This window comes from Streptomyces sp. NPDC059248 (assembly GCF_042753905.1).
Taxonomy (GTDB): Bacteria; Actinomycetota; Actinomycetes; order Streptomycetales; family Streptomycetaceae; genus Streptomyces.
In genome coordinates, this window is the sequence record NZ_JBHYZV010000122.1 from 1 (window position 1) to 16087 (window position 16087).

The 16087-nt window shown below is 74.1% G+C and carries 14 protein-coding genes; 6 read left to right on the plus strand and 8 right to left on the minus strand.

Going from position 1 to position 16087, the window contains the following annotated elements:
* Positions 1-85 precede the first annotated feature (85 nt).
* The 3 genes from ACFXG1_RS31410 to ACFXG1_RS31420 all read right to left on the minus strand — a co-directional run bounded on the left by ACFXG1_RS31410 (position 86) and on the right by ACFXG1_RS31420 (position 2869).
* Positions 86-301 (minus strand): YbdD/YjiX family protein, encoded by a 216-nt coding sequence (locus tag ACFXG1_RS31410; protein ID WP_384745589.1) that lies wholly within the window; start codon positions 299-301, stop codon positions 86-88.
* Positions 298-2442, minus strand: coding sequence for a carbon starvation CstA family protein (locus ACFXG1_RS31415; RefSeq protein ID WP_384745591.1), 2145 nt, complete (start codon positions 2440-2442; stop codon positions 298-300). Before ACFXG1_RS31415 ends, ACFXG1_RS31410 begins: the two co-directional genes overlap by 4 nt.
* Positions 2443-2617: 175 nt before the next feature.
* Positions 2618-2869: a DUF3311 domain-containing protein gene (locus ACFXG1_RS31420; protein ID WP_384745593.1), complete on the minus strand. Its 252-nt coding sequence runs from the start codon at positions 2867-2869 to the stop codon at positions 2618-2620.
* Positions 2870-3040: 171 nt separating this feature from the next.
* Here ACFXG1_RS31420 and ACFXG1_RS31425 point away from each other — a divergent pair, with 171 nt between their 5' ends.
* From ACFXG1_RS31425 to ACFXG1_RS31440, 4 genes are all read left to right on the plus strand, one after another.
* Entirely contained in the window at positions 3041-4603 is a 1563-nt protein-coding gene (locus ACFXG1_RS31425; RefSeq protein ID WP_384719137.1) for a sodium:solute symporter, read from the plus strand.
* Positions 4600-5229 carry an RNA polymerase sigma factor gene (locus ACFXG1_RS31430; protein ID WP_384719139.1) on the plus strand — a complete coding sequence of 210 codons (630 nt, stop codon included), beginning with the start codon at positions 4600-4602 and terminating at the stop codon, positions 5227-5229. Before ACFXG1_RS31425 ends, ACFXG1_RS31430 begins: the two co-directional genes overlap by 4 nt.
* A complete protein-coding gene (locus ACFXG1_RS31435; RefSeq protein ID WP_384745595.1) occupies positions 5226-5555 on the plus strand; it encodes a hypothetical protein in 330 nt (109 codons plus the stop codon). Before ACFXG1_RS31430 ends, ACFXG1_RS31435 begins: the two co-directional genes overlap by 4 nt.
* 160 nt (positions 5556-5715) lie before the next feature.
* The gene (locus ACFXG1_RS31440) at positions 5716-6417 is read left to right on the plus strand and encodes an HAD-IA family hydrolase (protein ID WP_384717660.1); all 702 of its coding nucleotides are present in this window, start codon (positions 5716-5718) and stop codon (positions 6415-6417) included.
* On the opposite strand, the gene ACFXG1_RS31445 is transcribed toward ACFXG1_RS31440, so the two are convergent.
* Positions 6308-7765: a cytochrome P450 gene (locus ACFXG1_RS31445; RefSeq protein WP_384717663.1), complete on the minus strand. Its 1458-nt coding sequence runs from the start codon at positions 7763-7765 to the stop codon at positions 6308-6310. The two genes, ACFXG1_RS31440 and ACFXG1_RS31445, sit on opposite strands and share 110 nt — an antisense overlap.
* A 470-nt stretch (positions 7766-8235) precedes the next feature.
* Here ACFXG1_RS31445 and ACFXG1_RS31450 point away from each other — a divergent pair, with 470 nt between their 5' ends.
* Together ACFXG1_RS31450 and ACFXG1_RS31455 are read left to right on the plus strand one after the other, a co-directional pair.
* Positions 8236-9666 carry a cytochrome P450 gene (locus tag ACFXG1_RS31450; RefSeq protein WP_384745598.1) on the plus strand — a complete coding sequence of 477 codons (1431 nt, stop codon included), beginning with the start codon at positions 8236-8238 and terminating at the stop codon, positions 9664-9666.
* A gap of 147 nt (positions 9667-9813) precedes the next feature.
* Entirely contained in the window at positions 9814-10164 is a 351-nt protein-coding gene (locus ACFXG1_RS31455; protein ID WP_384717670.1) for a BlaI/MecI/CopY family transcriptional regulator, read from the plus strand.
* Positions 10165-10253: 89 nt separating this feature from the next.
* Here the strand turns inward: ACFXG1_RS31455 and ACFXG1_RS31460 are convergent, their stop codons facing one another.
* The 4 genes from ACFXG1_RS31460 to ACFXG1_RS31475 all read right to left on the minus strand — a co-directional run bounded on the left by ACFXG1_RS31460 (position 10254) and on the right by ACFXG1_RS31475 (position 16018).
* Positions 10254-11741, minus strand: a complete 1488-nt coding sequence (locus ACFXG1_RS31460; RefSeq protein WP_384717673.1) for a M6 family metalloprotease domain-containing protein — start codon at positions 11739-11741, stop codon at positions 10254-10256.
* Positions 11742-12028: 287 nt separating this feature from the next.
* Positions 12029-12910, minus strand: coding sequence for a universal stress protein (locus ACFXG1_RS31465; protein ID WP_384745600.1), 882 nt, complete (start codon positions 12908-12910; stop codon positions 12029-12031).
* A 542-nt stretch (positions 12911-13452) separates the two neighbouring features.
* The gene (locus tag ACFXG1_RS31470; RefSeq protein ID WP_384745602.1) at positions 13453-14700 is read right to left on the minus strand and encodes an MFS transporter; all 1248 of its coding nucleotides are present in this window, start codon (positions 14698-14700) and stop codon (positions 13453-13455) included.
* A 136-nt stretch (positions 14701-14836) separates the two neighbouring features.
* The gene (locus ACFXG1_RS31475; protein WP_384724047.1) at positions 14837-16018 is read right to left on the minus strand and encodes an isoaspartyl peptidase/L-asparaginase family protein; all 1182 of its coding nucleotides are present in this window, start codon (positions 16016-16018) and stop codon (positions 14837-14839) included.
* Positions 16019-16087: the final 69 nt, after the last annotated feature.

Sequence of the window (16087 nt, forward strand, 5' to 3'; positions counted from 1 at the left end):
GCGCCGTACGGCCCCGCCGGGGCGTTCCGCCACCCGTCCCCGCGGGCGGCGGAACGTTCCGACCCGGTGGTACGGCGCCGGCCCGTCAGCAGCAGCGGGACTGCGGGGCCTCCTCCAGCCGGCGGGCCCGCTGCCGCTGGAACTCCCGCCGCGACGGGACCGGTTCCTCCGGCCGGATCCTGCGGTGGTGCGCGCGGTACCGCTCGTAGGCCGAGTCGCCGCTGACCTCCCGCAGATACCAGCGCGCGGTCCGCAGCCAGCCCAGGAGCCGGCTCCGGGGCGCGAGTGCCGGGACGCTCATTCGCGGACCACCGCCTTCTCGGTCCCGGCGGACGCGTCGATCGTGGTGGCGACGTACGGGGTCTCCGTCGTCGGCGGCAGTTCGGGGGAGCGGAGCGTGCGGACGCACACCACCGCCGCGTTGACGATCACCACCGTCACCAGCAGGACGAACAGGATGATCAGCACCCCGTCCACGGTGGAGTTGAGCACGATCGTGTCCATGTCGTCGGCGTTCTTCGCCGGGCCGATGACCTTCCCCGCGTCGGCGGCGTCGGCGAACCGGTCGCGCTGGGCGAAGAACCCCACCCGGGGGTCGGGCGAGAAGACCTTCTGCCAGCTCGCGGTGAAGGTGACCGCGACGGTGAACGCGAGCGGCACCCCGGTCACCCACGCCCACCGGAACCGGCCCGACTTGATCAGCAGGGTCGTCGCCACGGTCAGCGCGACGGCCGCCAGCAGCTGGTTGGCGATCCCGAACAACGGGAAGAGCTGGTTGATCCCGCCCAGCGGATCCGTCGCCCCGGCGTAGAGGAAGTATCCCCAGCCGCCGACCACCAGCGCGCTCGCCAGCCAGATACCCGGCTTCCAGTTCACCCGGCCCATCGGCTTCCACACATTGCCCAGCATGTCCTGCAGCATGAAGCGGCCCACCCGGGTTCCCGCGTCGACGGTGGTCAGGATGAACAGTGCCTCGAACATGATGGCGAAGTGGTACCAGAACGCCTTCATGCCCTGGCCGCCGATGACGTCGGAGAAGATCTGCGCCATTCCCACGGCGAGCGTCGGCGCGCCACCGGTCCTGGCGACCAGGGTGGACTCCTCCACCGCCTTGGCCGCCGCCGCCAGCTCGTCGGGCGAGATGGTGAACCCGAGATTCGCCACCGCCGCCGACGCCGACTCCACCGAGTCGCCCAGCACCCCGGCGGGAGCGTTCATCGCGTAGTACAGCCCCGGGTCGAGGACCGCCGCGGCGATCAGCGCCATCACCGCCACGAACGACTCCATCAGCATGGCGCCGTAGCCGATCATCCGGACCTGGGACTCCTTGGCGATCAGCTTCGGAGTGGTGCCGGAGGAGACCAGGGCGTGGAAGCCGGAGAGCGCGCCGCAGGCGATGGTGATGAAGAGGAACGGGAAGAGGGACCCGGCGAAGACCGGACCGTCACCGGTGGAGGCGAACTTGCTCACGGCGTCCGCCTGGAGTTCGGGCGCCGCGAAGACCACCCCGAGCGCCAGCAGCGCGATCGTACCGATCTTCATAAAGGTGGAGAGGTAGTCCCGGGGCGCCAGCAGCATCCACACCGGGAGCACGGAGGCCACGAATCCGTACGCCACCAGACAGAACACCAGCGTCGTCGGGCTGAGGGTGAAGGTATCGGCGAGCGACGACTCCTGGATCCAACCGCCGCCGACGATCGCCAGCAGCAGCAGCGCCACCCCGATCAGACTGGTCTCCAGCACCCGGCCGGGGCGCAGGATATGCAGATAGAACCCCATGAACAGGGCGATCGGAATGGTCATCGCCACCGAGAAGGTGCCCCACGGGGAGTGCGCCAGCGCGTTCACCACGACCAGCGCCAGCACCGCCAGCAGAATGATCATGATGGCGAAGACGGCGATCAGCGCGGCCGTACCGCCGACCTTGCCGATCTCCTCCCGGGCCATCTGCCCGAGGCTCTTGCCGTCCCGCCGCATCGACAGGAACAGGACCACCATGTCCTGGACCGCGCCGGCGAAGATGACGCCGAAGACGATCCAGATGGTGCCCGGCAGATAGCCCATCTGCACCGCGAGCACCGGACCCACCAGGGGGCCGGCCCCGGCGATCGCGGCGAAGTGGTGCCCGAGCAGCACCCGCCGGTCCGTGGGCTGGTAGTCGACACCGTCCTCCAGCCGCTCGGCGGGCGTGGCGCGGGTGTCGTCCGGCTTCAGGACCCGGGAGACGACGAAGCGCGAGTAGAAGCGGTAGGCGATGGCGTACGAACCGAGCGCCGCGGCCACCAGCCAGACGGCGGAGATCTCCTCACCGCGCGAAAGCGCCAGAACACCCCAGCACAGGGCGCCGACCACGGCGACCGAGGTCCAGATCAGGAGGGATTTGGGATTCGCCCGGGGCAGGGAAACGGGGGAGCGGGACACACGGGCTCCTTGACATGACATGAGACGGCGACAGCGTCAACGGGATGGAAAACGGCAAGAGACAGCGGTAAACGGAGGGAATAGGGAGATAAAGAACGACGACGGCGGGAACGGGGCGGCGGCGAGCCGGGGACGGCCCCGACGGGCACGGGATACGTACCCGAACCGTGCCCCCCACCGCGGCACCCGCCCCGGCTCACGGCGGCGAGCGGCGCGGCCGCGTCAGCAGATGCGCCGCCAGCAGCCCCAACGAACAGCCGGGCACCCAGGCGAGCTGGTACCAGTAGAAGAACGGGACTCCCGCGAGCGCGGGCCGCCCCGCCGCGTACGACGGCACCCACAGCAGCGCGACCACCGGGGCGAGCAGGACGGCCGCGGCCAGGGCGCGCCGCGCCCGGGACGGCGGACGTCCCGCGCCGCGTCCTTCCCGCCGCAAGGGTCCTGCCATGGTTCCTCCGCACTTGTCCGCCGGCGCGCTCCGTGTTCCGGCCCGTCTGTGCAAGAGTTGCCGGTCACCGCGGTTCGGTTGACAGGGCACGGCCGGGAATTTCCCCGGCCGCGGGGGACGAGTACGGACAGGGGGACCGGTCGCGCCGGGCCCCGCACCAGGGGGTGAGCGATGAGCGGAACCGCCGTCGCCACGGCGTTCCTCGCCGTCGTCGGCGCCGCGTCGCTGCTGGCCGCCGCCGCCCCGCGGCTGCGCGCCGACGACACCCTGCCGTCCCTCGAAGGCTGGGCACTCGCCGACCGGGGCCTCGGTCCCGGCTGGACCTGGCTGCTGCTCGGCGGCACGATCTTCACGGCGTACACCTTCACCGCCGTCCCCGGACTCGCCTACGGCAACGGCGCGCTGGCCTTCTTCGCCGTCCCCTACACCGTGATCGTCTGCCCGCTGGCCTTCGTCCTGCTGCCCCGGCTGTGGGCGGCGGCCCGGGAACACGGCAGCGTCACCGTCGCCGACCTCGTCCGCGCCCGCTACGGCTCCCCGGCCCTCGAACTCGTCGTCGCCCTCACCGGCATCCTCGCCACCATGCCCTATCTGGCGCTCCAGCTCCTCGGCATCCGCGCCGTCCTGGACGCCGGCGGCCTCAACCCCGCCGCATCCGCCACCGCCGACCTCCTGATGGTCGCCCTCTTCGCCGGGCTCGCCGTCGCCACCTACCGGCACGGGCTGCGCGCCCCCGCCGTCATCTCCGGGTTCAAGGGCGCCGCCGTCCTCGCCTCCGTGATCGCCCTGGTCTGGCTGGTCCTCGACCGGTTCGGCGGACCCGGCGGAGTCTTCGCCGCCGCCGCGGCCGAACGCGCCGCCCACGGCCACGACCCCGATACGGCCCTGCTGCTCACGGCGGGTCAGCAGCCCGCCTTCGCCACCCTCGCCCTCGGCTCCGCCCTCGCGCTCCTGATGTACCCCCACGTCCTGACCGTCGGCTTCGCCGCCTCCGGCCCGCGCGCCCTGCGCCGCGCCGCCATCGCGCTGCCCGCCTGGACGGCCGTTCTCGCGCTCTTCGGCCTGCTCGGGATAGCCGCCGTCGCCGCCGGGATCCGCACCCCGCCCGGCGCCGCCGAGGCCGCCGTGCCCATGCTGGTGGAGCGGCTGATGCCGGCGCCGCTCGCCGGACTCGTCCTCGGCGCCATCACCGTCGGCGCCCTGGTGCCCGCCGCCGTGATGTCGGTGGCCGCGGCCACCCTCTTCGTCCGCAATGTGTACGTCGCCAAGATCCAGCCCACCGCGACCCCCAAGCGGCAGGTACGGATCGCCCGTACGGTCTCCCTCACCGCCAAGGCGGGCGCCGTCGCCTTCGTCTTCGGCCTGCGCGACCAGGCCGCCGTCAACCTCCAGCTCCTCGGCGGGGTCTGGATCCTCCAGATCCTCCCCGCCGTCGTCCTCTGCCTGTACGCCCGGCGGCCGAGACCGCTGCCCCTGCTCGCGGGCTGGGCCACGGGCATGGTCTTCGGCACCGCCGCCGTCGTCCGGGAGGGCTTCTCGTCGGTGGTCCCCTTCGCGTCCTTCCTCCCCCTCGCGGACGACGGGGCCCTGCCCGAGGTGTACGCGGGTCTCGCGGCCCTCGTCCTCAACGTCGCCGTCACCGCGGCGGTCTCGGCCCTGCCCGGCCGCCGGACCGCGCCCGGCGGCGGCCCGGCGCCCGCGCCCCGCCCCGGTACCGGAAGGAGCGCGCCGTGAGACGGATCCCGCGCGCCGCGCGCACCCTGACGGCCCGCACCGCCGAGCCCGCCCCGCCCTCCACCGCCGAGCCCTCCACCGCCGGGCCCGGACCGGCCACCCACGACGGCGGCGGCGACGGCGACACGGAACGCGAGACGGCCCTCGCCCGGCTGTTCGAGGCGCACTACACCTCGATGCTGAGGCTCGCCACCCTCCTGGGCGCCGACGACCCGGAGAACATCGTCGCCGAGGCCTACTACGAGATCTACCGCCGGTGGCGCAAGCTGCGCAGCGCCGAGAGCGCGGAGTCGTATCTGCGCTCCGTCGTCTGCAATCTGACCCGGATGCGGATCCGCCACCTCCAGGTCGTCCGCCGCCACACCAGGACCACCGACACCGGTCCCGGGAGCGCCGCCGTCGTCTCCGCCGAACACACCGCCCTCCTGAAGGACGACCAGCGGGCGCTGATCCGCGCCCTGCGGCAACTGCCGCCCCGGCAGCGCGAGGCGCTCGTCCTGCGCCACTGGATGGGGCTGAAGGAGGGGGAGATAGCCGAGGCCATGGGCATCTCGCCGGGCTCGGTCAAGACCCACACCGCGCGCGGAATTGCCGCACTGACCCAGGTCATGGAGAACCGCCGATGAACAGCCGCCCCACCGGGCCCGCGAACGGGCCGGACACCCACGACACCGAGGCCCGGCTCCGCGAGGCGATGGAATCACTCGCGGGCGCCGTCCACGCCGCCCCCGGCGCGTACGACACCGCCCGCGGCTCCTGGCGACGGCGCGAGCGACGGCGACGGCTGGTGCTCGCCCTGCTGGCCTTCGCCGTCTTCGCGCTCGCCGTCCTCGCCGGGCTCCAGGTCCTCAACGCGGCCGCCGCCGGCTCCGGCGGCGGGTTCCGCAACGACCCACCCGGCCCCTCCGCCCCCGCGGCGCCCCCGGCACCCGACCGCACCGGGCACCGCTGACCGGGTCCCGCCCACGGCGGCCCGGACGCGGGAACCGAGCTGTGGATCCCCGGGAAAGCCAGCACCGCTTGACCCTCCCCCCGGGGCAGACCCCAGGCTGACCGGGCGACGGCAGAGCGGCCGGGCGACCCGCCCGGCCCCGCCACCCCCGGAGGCCCTGATGAACGCACGCGGTGTCGTCTTCGACATCGGAGGAGTCCTGGAGCTCACCCCCGCCACCGGCTGGCGGCGGACCTGGGAGAGCCGCCTCGCCCTCGCCCCCGGCGACATCGACCGCGTCCTGGGACCGGTCTGGGAGGCGGGCGCCGTCGGCGCGATCACCGAAAGCGGGGTCCGTACCGAGATCATGACCCGCCTCGGGCTCGGCGACACCGGCGCCGACGCCTTCCTGGCCGATCTGTGGGACGAGTACCTCGGCGCCCCGAACACCGCCCTCATCGCCTTCGTCCGGGAACTCCCGCACCGCTTCCCCGGCTGCCGGCTGGGCGTCCTCAGCAACAGTTTCACCGGCGCCCGGGAACGGGAGGACGCCGCCTACGGCTTCGGCGCCCTGTTCGCCCGGCTCGTCTACTCCCACGAGTGCGGCCTGCTGAAACCCGACCCCCGCGCCTATGCCCTGGTCTGCGACGGGCTCGGCCTGCGCCCCGGCGACTGCCTCTTCGTCGACGACCTCCCGGCCAACACCGAGGCCGCGGAGGCCGCCGGGATGCGGGCGGCGCTGTTCACCGGCAACGAGGCCGTCACCGCCGCGATCACGCGGCACCTCGGTCGCGAGGGCTCCGGGAGCTCCGAGGGCTCCCGGGGTTCTGGGAACTCCCGGAGCTCCCAGGGCTCCCAGAGCTCTCAGGGCTCCGGGGCGTGACGACCATCGTCGCCCCCTCGGCCCGCGGGATCGTGGACGCCACCTCCCGCGGCCCGCCGCCCTCGGCCGGGACCAGCCGCCACCGTGCCAGGATCGTCGCCAGCGCGATCGTCGCCTCGGTGTACGTATAGAGGTCACCGATGCACTTCCGGCTGCCCGCGCCGAACGGGATGTACGCCTCCCGCCCCAGCCCGGCCGCCCGCTGACGCTCCGGCAGCCAGCGGTCGGGGTCGTACGCCTCCGGGTTCTCGTACACCCGCCCGTCCCGGTGGATCGCGTACAGGCTGAACGCGATCTCCGTCCCCGCCGGCAGCCGGTATCCGGCCAGCTCCACCGGCTCGGTGCTGCGCCGCATCAGCAAGGTGACGCTGTGCAGCCTGATCGCCTCGTCCAGGGCGCGGCGCAACGCGGGCAGCCGCGGTACGTGCCCGACGGTCACCGGTCCTTCGCCGACCACCGACCGCACCTCGGCGGCCACCTCCGCCTCGATCCCCGGATGGCGGCCGAGTTCGGCCAGTGTCCACGACAGGGCCGCCGTCGTCGTCTCCACCCCGGCGAAGAGGATCGTGCTCAGCTCGTCCCTGACCTCGGTGTCGCTCAGCCTCCCGTCGTCCTCCGCGTCCCGCGCCGCCAGCAGCAGGGAGAGCAGATCCCCCCGGTCCCGCTCCGCGCCGCCGCTCCGGGCCCCGAGGATCGTCTCGTCGATCACCGCCCGCAGCCGGGCGGCCGCCGCGTCGAAGTCCCGGTTGGGACGGATCGGGATCCGGTCCAGCAGCCGCGGCGAGGCCGCCCGTACCAGCAGATGGTTGAGCAGCACCGGGAGGTTGTCCCGGACCGCCTCCACCGCGGGCCGCCCGAAGTCCGCGGAGAACATCGTCGACGCCAGCGTCTCCACCGCGTAGGTGCTCATCTCCCGCTCGACCTCGATCCGCTGGCCCGGCCGCCACGACTCCACCAGCTCGACGGCCTTGCGGCTCATGGTGTCCGAGTACCCCTCGATGTGCTGCCGGGAGAACATCGGCTGCATCAGCCTGCGGTGCCTGCGGTGGTACTCCCCGTCCGCGGTGGCCAGACCGTTGCCCGCCAGCGGCCGGAGCCGCTCGAAGAACCGCCCCTTCTCGAAACTCCGCCCCTTGGCCGTGAGGATCTCGTAGACCAGCTCCGACGAGGTGGCGACATAGACCGGGAGCGTCCCCAGGTCCAGCCGGACCAGATCGCCGTACCGGCCCAGCGAGTTGAGCAGACCGAGCGGATCACGCCAGAGTCCCAGCGCGTGGCCCAGCAGCGGAAGCGCCCCCGGCGCCCGGGGCACCGACCTCGTTCCGGCCGACCGCGATACCTCTGCCACGACGAATCACCCAGCCCCTTTTGACGACATGCCGGCACACCGCACCGGCCGGTCCAAAGCGCCGCGCCGACGGGGTGCCGAGGAGATCACACCACCGGCGGCCCGGTCGCGCGAGGGGTTCGCGACACCCGGTGACCAGGCAATGACGCGCAGTCGTACGACAGTTCGAAGAGTGGCGGTCGCTCCGGGTGCTTCGATCGGATGTGCACCCGCTCTTCCCGGTCCTCCGTGTTTGTCTCGAAATCATTCCGAACCGTATGCGCCACGCCGCCTCCGCCCCCGGGAAGATCGCGCGCGATTCACCGGATCCGCCGCCCCCGCCCCCGGCACCGCACTAAGCTGCGGGCTGCCGCGCGCGGCCCCTCCCGTGGCCGAGGTGCCCCCTGATCGCGCCCCACCACCCCCCTGACCCGGTCCCCGGACCCGCCGCGCCGTTCCCCCGTACCCCGCCGACGTCTCCCGGAGGCACCATGAGCAACCCGCACGCAGAACCGACCGCCACCAGGACCGCGCCCGTGCCGCCCCAGGGGTGTCCCGCGCACGGCCTGGAGGGCGCCCCGGTCCGGCGGGTGTACGGACGCGAGGCCGAGGGCTCCCCGTACGAGCTGTACGAGCGGCTGCGCCGCGAACACGGCGCCGTCGCCCCGGTCCTGCTGCCGGGCGACGTCACCGCCTGGCTGGTCCTCGGCCACCGGGAGAACCTGGAGGTGATGCGCACCCCCTCCCTCTTCACCGCCGACTCCCGCAACTGGAGCGCCGTCCGGGAAGGCCGTCTCTCCGCCGATTCCCCGCTGCTGCCGGTCACCGCCTGGCAGCCGCTGCTGGTCTTCGTGGACGGCGAGGAACACGCCCGGCTGCGGGGCGCCATCACCGCGGCCCTCGGCCGCTTCAACCGCCACGGCGTCCGCCGCCATATCGTCCGCCTCACCCACCAGCTGATCGACGGCTTCATCGCCCGCGGCGAGGCCGACCTGGTCACCGAGTTCGCCGACCGGCTGCCCATCCTGGTCATGACCCGGCTCTGCGGCATCCCCGAGGAGTACGGCATCCCCCTCGGCGACGCCGTCCGCGACATGGTCTCCGGCAGCGACACCGCCGTCCGCAGCAACGAGTACGTGATGACCACCATGCGCGAGATGGTCCGGATCAAGCGGGACGCCCCCGACAAGGACCTGATCAGCTGGCTCATCGACCACGAGGCGGGCCTGAGCGACGACGAGGTCGCCGAACACGTCCGGCACGCCCTCACCGTCAGCAATGTGACCACCTCCAACCTGGTGGCCGGAACCCTGCGGATGGTCCTCACCGACCCCCGGTTCCGGGGCAATCTGTCGGGCGGTCAGATGACCCTCCCGGACGCCCTCGACCAGGTGCTGTGGGACCAGCCGCCGCTCGCGGTGATCCCCACCCGCTGGGCGCTCGGGGACACCGTGCTCGGCGGCCAGGAGATCCACGCCGGCGACATGGTGATGCTGGGGATCGCCGCGGGCAATGTGGACCCGGAGATCCGGCCCGACCTCAAGACCCCCATGCACGGCAACCGCTCCCACCTCGCCTTCGGCAGCGGCCCCCACGAGTGCCCCGGTATCGACATCGGCCGCGCCGTCGCGGACACCGGCATCGACGCCCTCCTCGGCCGGATGCCCGAGATCGAACTCGCCGTCTCCGACGCCGAACTGACGATGACGACGACCTGGATGTCCGCCCGCCTCGACTCCCTTCCCGTACGGTTCCCCCCGGCCCGCCCCCGGGACACGGACCAGCCGCCGCCCGACCTCTCCACCGCCCCCGCGGCCCAGCCCCTGCCCGCCGCCGAACCCGCCGCGCCCCCCGTCCCGCGGGCCGCGCCGGCCGCCGCCGTGCCGCGCACCCCCTGGTGGCGGCGGCTGTTCGGCCGGTGACCCGCCCCTCGCCGGGGGCCGGGGCCTCCGGCGGGACCGCGGCCGTTCGGAAAGTGGTGACAATCGGAAAACCGGCCGGGCTTCCCCGTCCCGCTCCTTAGTGTGGTTTCCGTGAAGGGAAAACTGGGAGAACTTGAAGACGCTGTGATGACCCGGGTGTGGCGCCTCGACCGGCCGGTCACGGTCCGGGAGGTCATGAACGAACTCCGCCGCGAACGGACCATCGCCTACACCACCGTCATGACCGTGATGGACAAGGTGCACCGCAAGGGCCTGCTCCGCCGGGAACTCGACGGCCGCGCCTACCGCTACACGGCCGTCGCCACCCGCGCCGACTACGCCGCCGCCCTGATGACCGAGGCATGGTCGCACGGCGGCTGCCGCACCGACACCCTGGTGGCCTTCGTCCGCCGGATGACGGCCGACCAGCGCACCGCCTTCGAGCAGGCGTTACGCGTCCTGGGCGGCGGGGACGGCCCACCCGAGACCCCGCCCTGAGCCGCCGCCCCGCCACCGTACGAGAGCGGCCCGGGCGGCCCCCGGGCTGTGTCCGCGAAGTCCCGCCCGGCCCGCGACGCCCGGCGCCGTCACGGCCCGCCCGTCACGGCCCCGGCGGGCACGGCGGGCCCGGGAGATCCGGCGGCCGCGGGCGCCGACACCGACACCGTCGCGGTCATCACCGGCCCGGACGCGGAGATCCCGGTGAGCGACACCCCGCTGTCGGCGCCCGCGTAGGTCTGCGACCCCGGCTTGCTGTCCGCCGTGAGCGCCGTGTTGTCCGCGCTGCCGGGGAACGGGTCGCCCGCGTCGCCCCGGTTCCGGGCGCCCTCCAGATCGCCCAGCGCGTCGGCCTGTACGAGGGCGACCCTGTACCGGGCCTCGTCGGCGTTGTCCGGCCGGCTCTCGTCGACGTGCCACACCAGCAGCCCGCCCGCCGGAAGGGACGCGTCGTATCCGGTCCGCTGCCGGTTCTCCACGAGGAAGTACTCGTCACCGGCCGCCCCGCCGCTCCACAGCCGGTGCGCCGTACGGGACGTCTTCATCTCCTCGAAGGCGACGGGCCCGTCGGCGGTGACCACCGACTCCGACGCCCAGCCCTGCCGCACCTTGCACCAGGCCGACGGATGGACGGGCACATCACCGTCGCCGCCCCACGCGCCCCCCGCCATCAGGCACCAGTCCCCGACGCCCTCGGACGAGCCGTCGGTGTCGTACAGATCGGGGAACCCGAAGACGAGATGCCCCAGTTCATGGGCGGCCACCCCGATCCGGGCGTCCTCCGGGATCGTCAGATACGCGTAGACCTTCGTCCCGTCGGCGTCGTACGCGGACGGCAGCAGCCACTTGTGCGACCACAGGTCGCCCGGGTCACCGCTGGTCTCGCCGCCGGTCCCCGCGTGCACCACGATGAACGCGTCGACGAAGCCGTTGCCGTCGTTGTCGTACGGCGCGAAGTCCATCAGCGGATCGGCCGCCGCGGCCGTGTCCGCCGCCATCGTCCGGGCCCGGGGCTCGCCCTCCGGTGTGCCGACCCCCGAGTTGCCGTTCGCGTACCAGGCCAGGGTCCGCGGCAGCCGCAACGGGCCCACGACCTCCCCGACGACGTCGACCAGACCATGCGTCACCTCGCGGAAGTACTCCCGGACACTGCCGTGGGGGAGGACACCGAGGGAGAAGAACAGCTCCTCGAAGTGCGTCTTCCCCGCCTTCATCGGCAGGTCCTCGAAGTCGACGAGGACGACGGCGACCCGCACCGGCCCGCGCAGCGGCGTCCGTTCGGCGGCCGCCGACATCACGGTGAGCGCGGACGTCCCCTCCGGATACGACTCCGGCGGCATGATCGTCCCGTCGTCGTACCCGGGCCGTGCCCCGCTCGCCGCCGCCGCCATCGCCGCCCGGCTGTGCGGTACGGGACCGGTGGCGCCCCGTTCCCGCAGCCGCGGACTGGGCGGGACGGCGCAGAAGTCGGACCGGACGGCCGTGACCGCGCGGCGCCCGGGGGAGCGCCCGCCACCGGGACCGTCCCCGCCGGACCCGTGCGAACCGTGGTCGTGCTGCTGGAAGTACTGGGACACGCGAACCCCCCGGAGGACACCGGGCGGCCGCCGGCCGGCCGGTGGTGCGACGAACTGAACGGACCAACCGAACGCATCGTAAGGACGGGCCGGGTCCCGAGTCGACCGGTCGGCCCGGAGTGTCACCGGCCGACGGGGTTCCCCCGCCGCGTCCGTACGGACCCGTACGCCGGGTCACGCCCCCGCGTACCCGGGCGCCCGGCCGGAGCGCGCGCCCGCCGGAACGACGAAGGGACCCGCCGCCCCGGTGGGGGCGACGGGTCCCGGAAGGGCGGGTCAGCCGCGGATCACGGCCGGTCGCCGCGTACCACCGCGACCGGGCAGTGCGCGTGATGCAGCAGCGCCTGGCTCACCGAGCCCAGCAGCAGCCCGGTGAACCCGCCGCGGCCCCGCGCACCCATCACGATCAGCTGCGCCTGCTCCGTCGCCTCGATCAGCGCCTGCCGGATCCGGTTCTCCACCAGCCGCCGGTGCACGGTGACCTCCGGGTGCCGCTCCCGGTGCCCGGCGAGCGCCTCCGCCAGCAGCCGCTCCTCCGCCTCCCGCATCCGGTCGATGCCGTCCACCAGGTTCTGCGGATAGCCGGGGTCGTCGTCGCCGCGTTCGGTCCAGGTGTTCCACGCGTGCACGGCGACCAGCTCGGCGCCGCGCGCCGACGCCGCCGCGAAGGCGAACCCGACGGCCGCGTCGGACTCCTGCGAGCCGTCGACGGCCACCACGACCGGCCCGGTCGCCCGCGCGTCACCGCGCACCACCAGCACCGGGCACCGCGCGTGCGCGGCCAGATGCACCGCCGTCGAGCCGACCAGGAGCCCGATGAACCCGCCCATGCCCCGGCTGCCCACCACGACCAGGGTCGCGTCCCGCGACTGCGCCTCCAGCACGGTCAGCGGCTCCCCGGTGACCAGATCCCGGGTGACGTCGATCCCCGGCTCGGTCTCCCGGGCGCGCTCCACGGCTTCGGAGAGCACCCGCTCGGCGGCGTTCCGCAGCCCGCCGTCGCGCGGCCCGACCGGCGAGGGGCCGAGGGACACCCGCATCGCGGGCCAGATGAAGGCGTGCACCACATGGAGCCCCACCCCGCGCACCCGCGCCTCCCGGGCCGCGACCTCCACCGCGCCGAGCGCCGACTTCGAGCCGTCCACACCGACCACGACCGGACCGTTCATCACAGCACTTCCGTTCTTCCTCGTGCGCCGTACCGCCGGATCCCCCGGCATCCCCCGTCTCCAGTCTCGGCCCGCGAGCCCCGGCCCGCACGGGCCGAACGTCCGTGGCCCGGGGGCCGAACAGCCCTGACGCCGGAGGGTGCAGAGACCGTTCCGGACGGCGACGGTCCCCCGCCGGGCCGGACGGAGGTCCCGGAACCGGGCTCCCCGGGCGGTGCGTGTCACGGTCCGGGGCCCGCAGCGGGCGGCTCCCGGACCGGCCCACGGCCCCACGGCCCCACGGCCCCACGGCCGCAGGACCGGCCCCATGGCCGTACGGACGGCACCGGCCCGACAGCCGGAGCCACGGGAGGAATCATGAAACTCGGGAAGACGATCGCCCTGACGGTCTCCGCACTGCTCGCCGCCGCCTCCTCCGCGCACGCCGCGGCGGGGGACAAGAAGGTGGAGGTCATCAAGGGCGCGTAGACCGGCCCGCGGACCGCTCCGGACCCCGCGGACCGGAGCGGTCCCGTATCTCGGCGCCGGGCGCGGCCCCGTCCCTACGCGACGGCGCGCCCCCGCCCGTACCCGGCGACCGCGAGCACCATCACGACGGCCGTCGTCCCCCCGAGCACCATCGCAGCCGACGGCGAGTGGCCGTCGACCGCCGCGCCGCCCGCCAGCGCGCCGAGGGAGATCGTCGCCTGGAACGACGCGGTGAACAGCACGGACGCCGCCTCCGGCGCGCCCGGCACGGCCCGGGCGAACCACCGCTGGGAGCAGACGGGTACCGCCCCGTACGCGACGCCCCACACCACGAGCAGTACCGGCGCCGCCCCCGGTACGGCGCCCAGCACCGGCAGGGCGAGGACGGCCGCGGCCATCAGCGCCCCGGCCCCGGCGAAGGCCGCCCGGGGACGGCGGTCGACCAGCGCGCCCCCGGCGAAGGTCCCCGCGATCCCCGCCGCCCCGAACCCGAGCAGACAGAGCGTCACCGTCAGCGGCCCCGCCCCGGCGACCTCCTCCAGGAACGGTGTGACATAGGTGTAGGCGCCGAAGTGGGCGAGCACGATCAGCACCGTGAACAACAGGGCGGCACCGGTGCCCGGGCGGCGCAGGGCGTCGCGCAGCACCGCCGCCCGGGTCACATCGACGGCGGGCAGCCGAGGCATCGTCAGGACCAGCAGGAGCAGGGCGGCGAGGGTGAAAACGGCCATCGCGCCGAAGGCGGTACGCCAGTCGTACGCGTCACCGATCAGCGTCCCCAGCGGTACCCCGAGCACCGAGCCCAGCGGCACCGCCGAGAAGATCACCGCGGTGGCCCGCCCGGCCGACCGCTCCGGGACCAGCCGGGGCGCGAGCCCCGCGCCGACCGACCAGAAGCCGCCGATCACCACCCCGACCAGGATCCGGGAGACCAGCACGGCCCCGTACCCGGTCGCGGTCGCGGCCAGCAGGTTGGCGGCCACGAGCAGGGCCAGGAAGAGCACCAGCATCCGCCGCCGGTCATGACGGCCCGTCGCCACGGTCACCAGCGGCGCCGCCACGGCCGCGAGCAGCCCCGGCATGGTCATCGTCAGCCCGGCCGTGCCGTCGGAGACGGCGAAGTCGCCGCCGATGGCGGTCAGCAGACCGATCGGCAGGATCTCGGTGGTGACGACGGAGAAGATCCCGAGGGTGACGGCGACGACCGCGGGCCATCCGCCGCGTCGTGGCGGACCGCCCGCGGAGCCGGCGGGGGAGCGGGCGGGGTCGGTGGGGTCGGGCGCGGTGGGTGGGGACGACGAGGCTGCGGCGAGCGTGGACATGGATCCCGTCCTGACGGCGATAGGGTGACGGCCACCAGTCCAGCAACCCCGGCGGGCCCGTTCCGGCAGATCCGCGACACGACCCTCACCCCCGACGACGACGTCGTTTTTCCGCCGAAGGACCCACAGGACCGCCTCAGGTGTTCGCGGGCGACTCGTCCGGGAAGATCTTCGTCACCACGTCGCCGTCCTCCGTGAGATAGCCGTGCAGCATGCCCGGGCTGCTGTGCGGGGCGTCGAACACCCCGTCGCGGGTCAGGGCGATCACCCCGCCCCGACCCCCCAGGCGGGGCAGCCGCTCGACCACGACCTCGTACGCGGCGGGCGCCACGCCCAGCCCCTTGAACTCCATCAGCCCGGAGACCGTCGACGTCGCCGCGCCCCGGATGAAGAACTCGCCCGCACCGGTCGCGCTCACCGCCGCGGTCGTGTTCTTGGCGTACGTACCGGCGCCGATCAGCGGGGAGTCCCCGATCCGGCCCGGCAGCTTGTTCGTCGTCCCGCCGGTCGACGTGGCCGCCGCGACATCGCCCCGGCGGTCCACCGCGACCGCGCCGACCGTCCCCTTCGACTCCTCGTCCAGCAGCGCCTCGGGGGAGCGGGACGCCGTCTTCGACCCGCGTTCCGCCTCCTTGGCCCGCATCAGCGCGTCCCACCGGGCCTGGGTCCAGTAGTAGTCCTGGGTCACCGTCGCCAGCCCGTGCCGGGCGCCGAAGTCGTCCGCCCCCTCACCGGCGAGCAGGACGTGCTGCGACTTCTCCATCACCAGCCGCGCCCCGTCCACCGGATTGCGCAGACTGCGCACCCCGGCCACGGCGCCCGCCGCCAGATCGGATCCGCGCATGACGGAGGCGTCCAGCTCGTGCTCGGCGTCCGCGTTGAACACCGCGCCCCTGCCCGCGTTGAACAGCGGATCGTCCTCCAGCCTCCGTACCGCCGCCGCCACCGCGGCCACACTCGACCCGCCCTCGTCGAGAACGCGCCGCCCGGCCAGCAGGGCGGACGCCAGACCGTCGCGGTACGCCTTCTCCCGAGCCGGGGTCGTGGTCTCCCGGTCCAGCGCCGCCCCCGCCCCGCCGTGCACGGCGAGGACCACGTCATGGGCGTCCGGCCGGGCCTTTCCACCCTGCGGCGCCTGGCCGGGGCCCGGAGCCGTACGGACCTGGTCGACACGCGCCGCCTGTACGGAACGGTCCGCGGACGGGCCGCTCCCCGGCCCGTCGACCGGCTGCGACCGGGGTACGGCGACGAGCGCGGCGGTCGTCGCGACGGCGAGCAGGGCGGACGGCAGCCAGGAGGTGAGGGGTCTGCGGGACACGGGCGCTCCTCGTCACGGGGTGGGCCCCGCCTCTCCGGGGGGGGGGCCCGGGGGGGGGGTGGGCGGGGC

What these genes read in the sequence shown, in the direction of transcription:
- ACFXG1_RS31410 (WP_384745589.1), bottom strand. Translation starts at nt 301, where the DNA reads ATGAGCGTCCCGGCACTCGCGCCCCGGAGCCGGCTCCTGGGCTGGCTG.
- ACFXG1_RS31435 (WP_384745595.1), top strand. Translation starts at nt 5,226, where the DNA reads ATGAACAGCCGCCCCACCGGGCCCGCGAACGGGCCGGACACCCACGAC.
- ACFXG1_RS31465 (WP_384745600.1), bottom strand. Translation starts at nt 12,910, where the DNA reads ATGAACGGTCCGGTCGTGGTCGGTGTGGACGGCTCGAAGTCGGCGCTC.
- ACFXG1_RS31415 (WP_384745591.1), bottom strand. Translation starts at nt 2,442, where the DNA reads ATGTCATGTCAAGGAGCCCGTGTGTCCCGCTCCCCCGTTTCCCTGCCC.
- ACFXG1_RS31455 (WP_384717670.1), top strand. Translation starts at nt 9,814, where the DNA reads ATGACCCGGGTGTGGCGCCTCGACCGGCCGGTCACGGTCCGGGAGGTC.
- ACFXG1_RS31450 (WP_384745598.1), top strand. Translation starts at nt 8,236, where the DNA reads ATGAGCAACCCGCACGCAGAACCGACCGCCACCAGGACCGCGCCCGTG.
- ACFXG1_RS31420 (WP_384745593.1), bottom strand. Translation starts at nt 2,869, where the DNA reads ATGGCAGGACCCTTGCGGCGGGAAGGACGCGGCGCGGGACGTCCGCCG.
- ACFXG1_RS31425 (WP_384719137.1), top strand. Translation starts at nt 3,041, where the DNA reads ATGAGCGGAACCGCCGTCGCCACGGCGTTCCTCGCCGTCGTCGGCGCC.
- ACFXG1_RS31470 (WP_384745602.1), bottom strand. Translation starts at nt 14,700, where the DNA reads ATGTCCACGCTCGCCGCAGCCTCGTCGTCCCCACCCACCGCGCCCGAC.
- ACFXG1_RS31440 (WP_384717660.1), top strand. Translation starts at nt 5,716, where the DNA reads ATGAACGCACGCGGTGTCGTCTTCGACATCGGAGGAGTCCTGGAGCTC.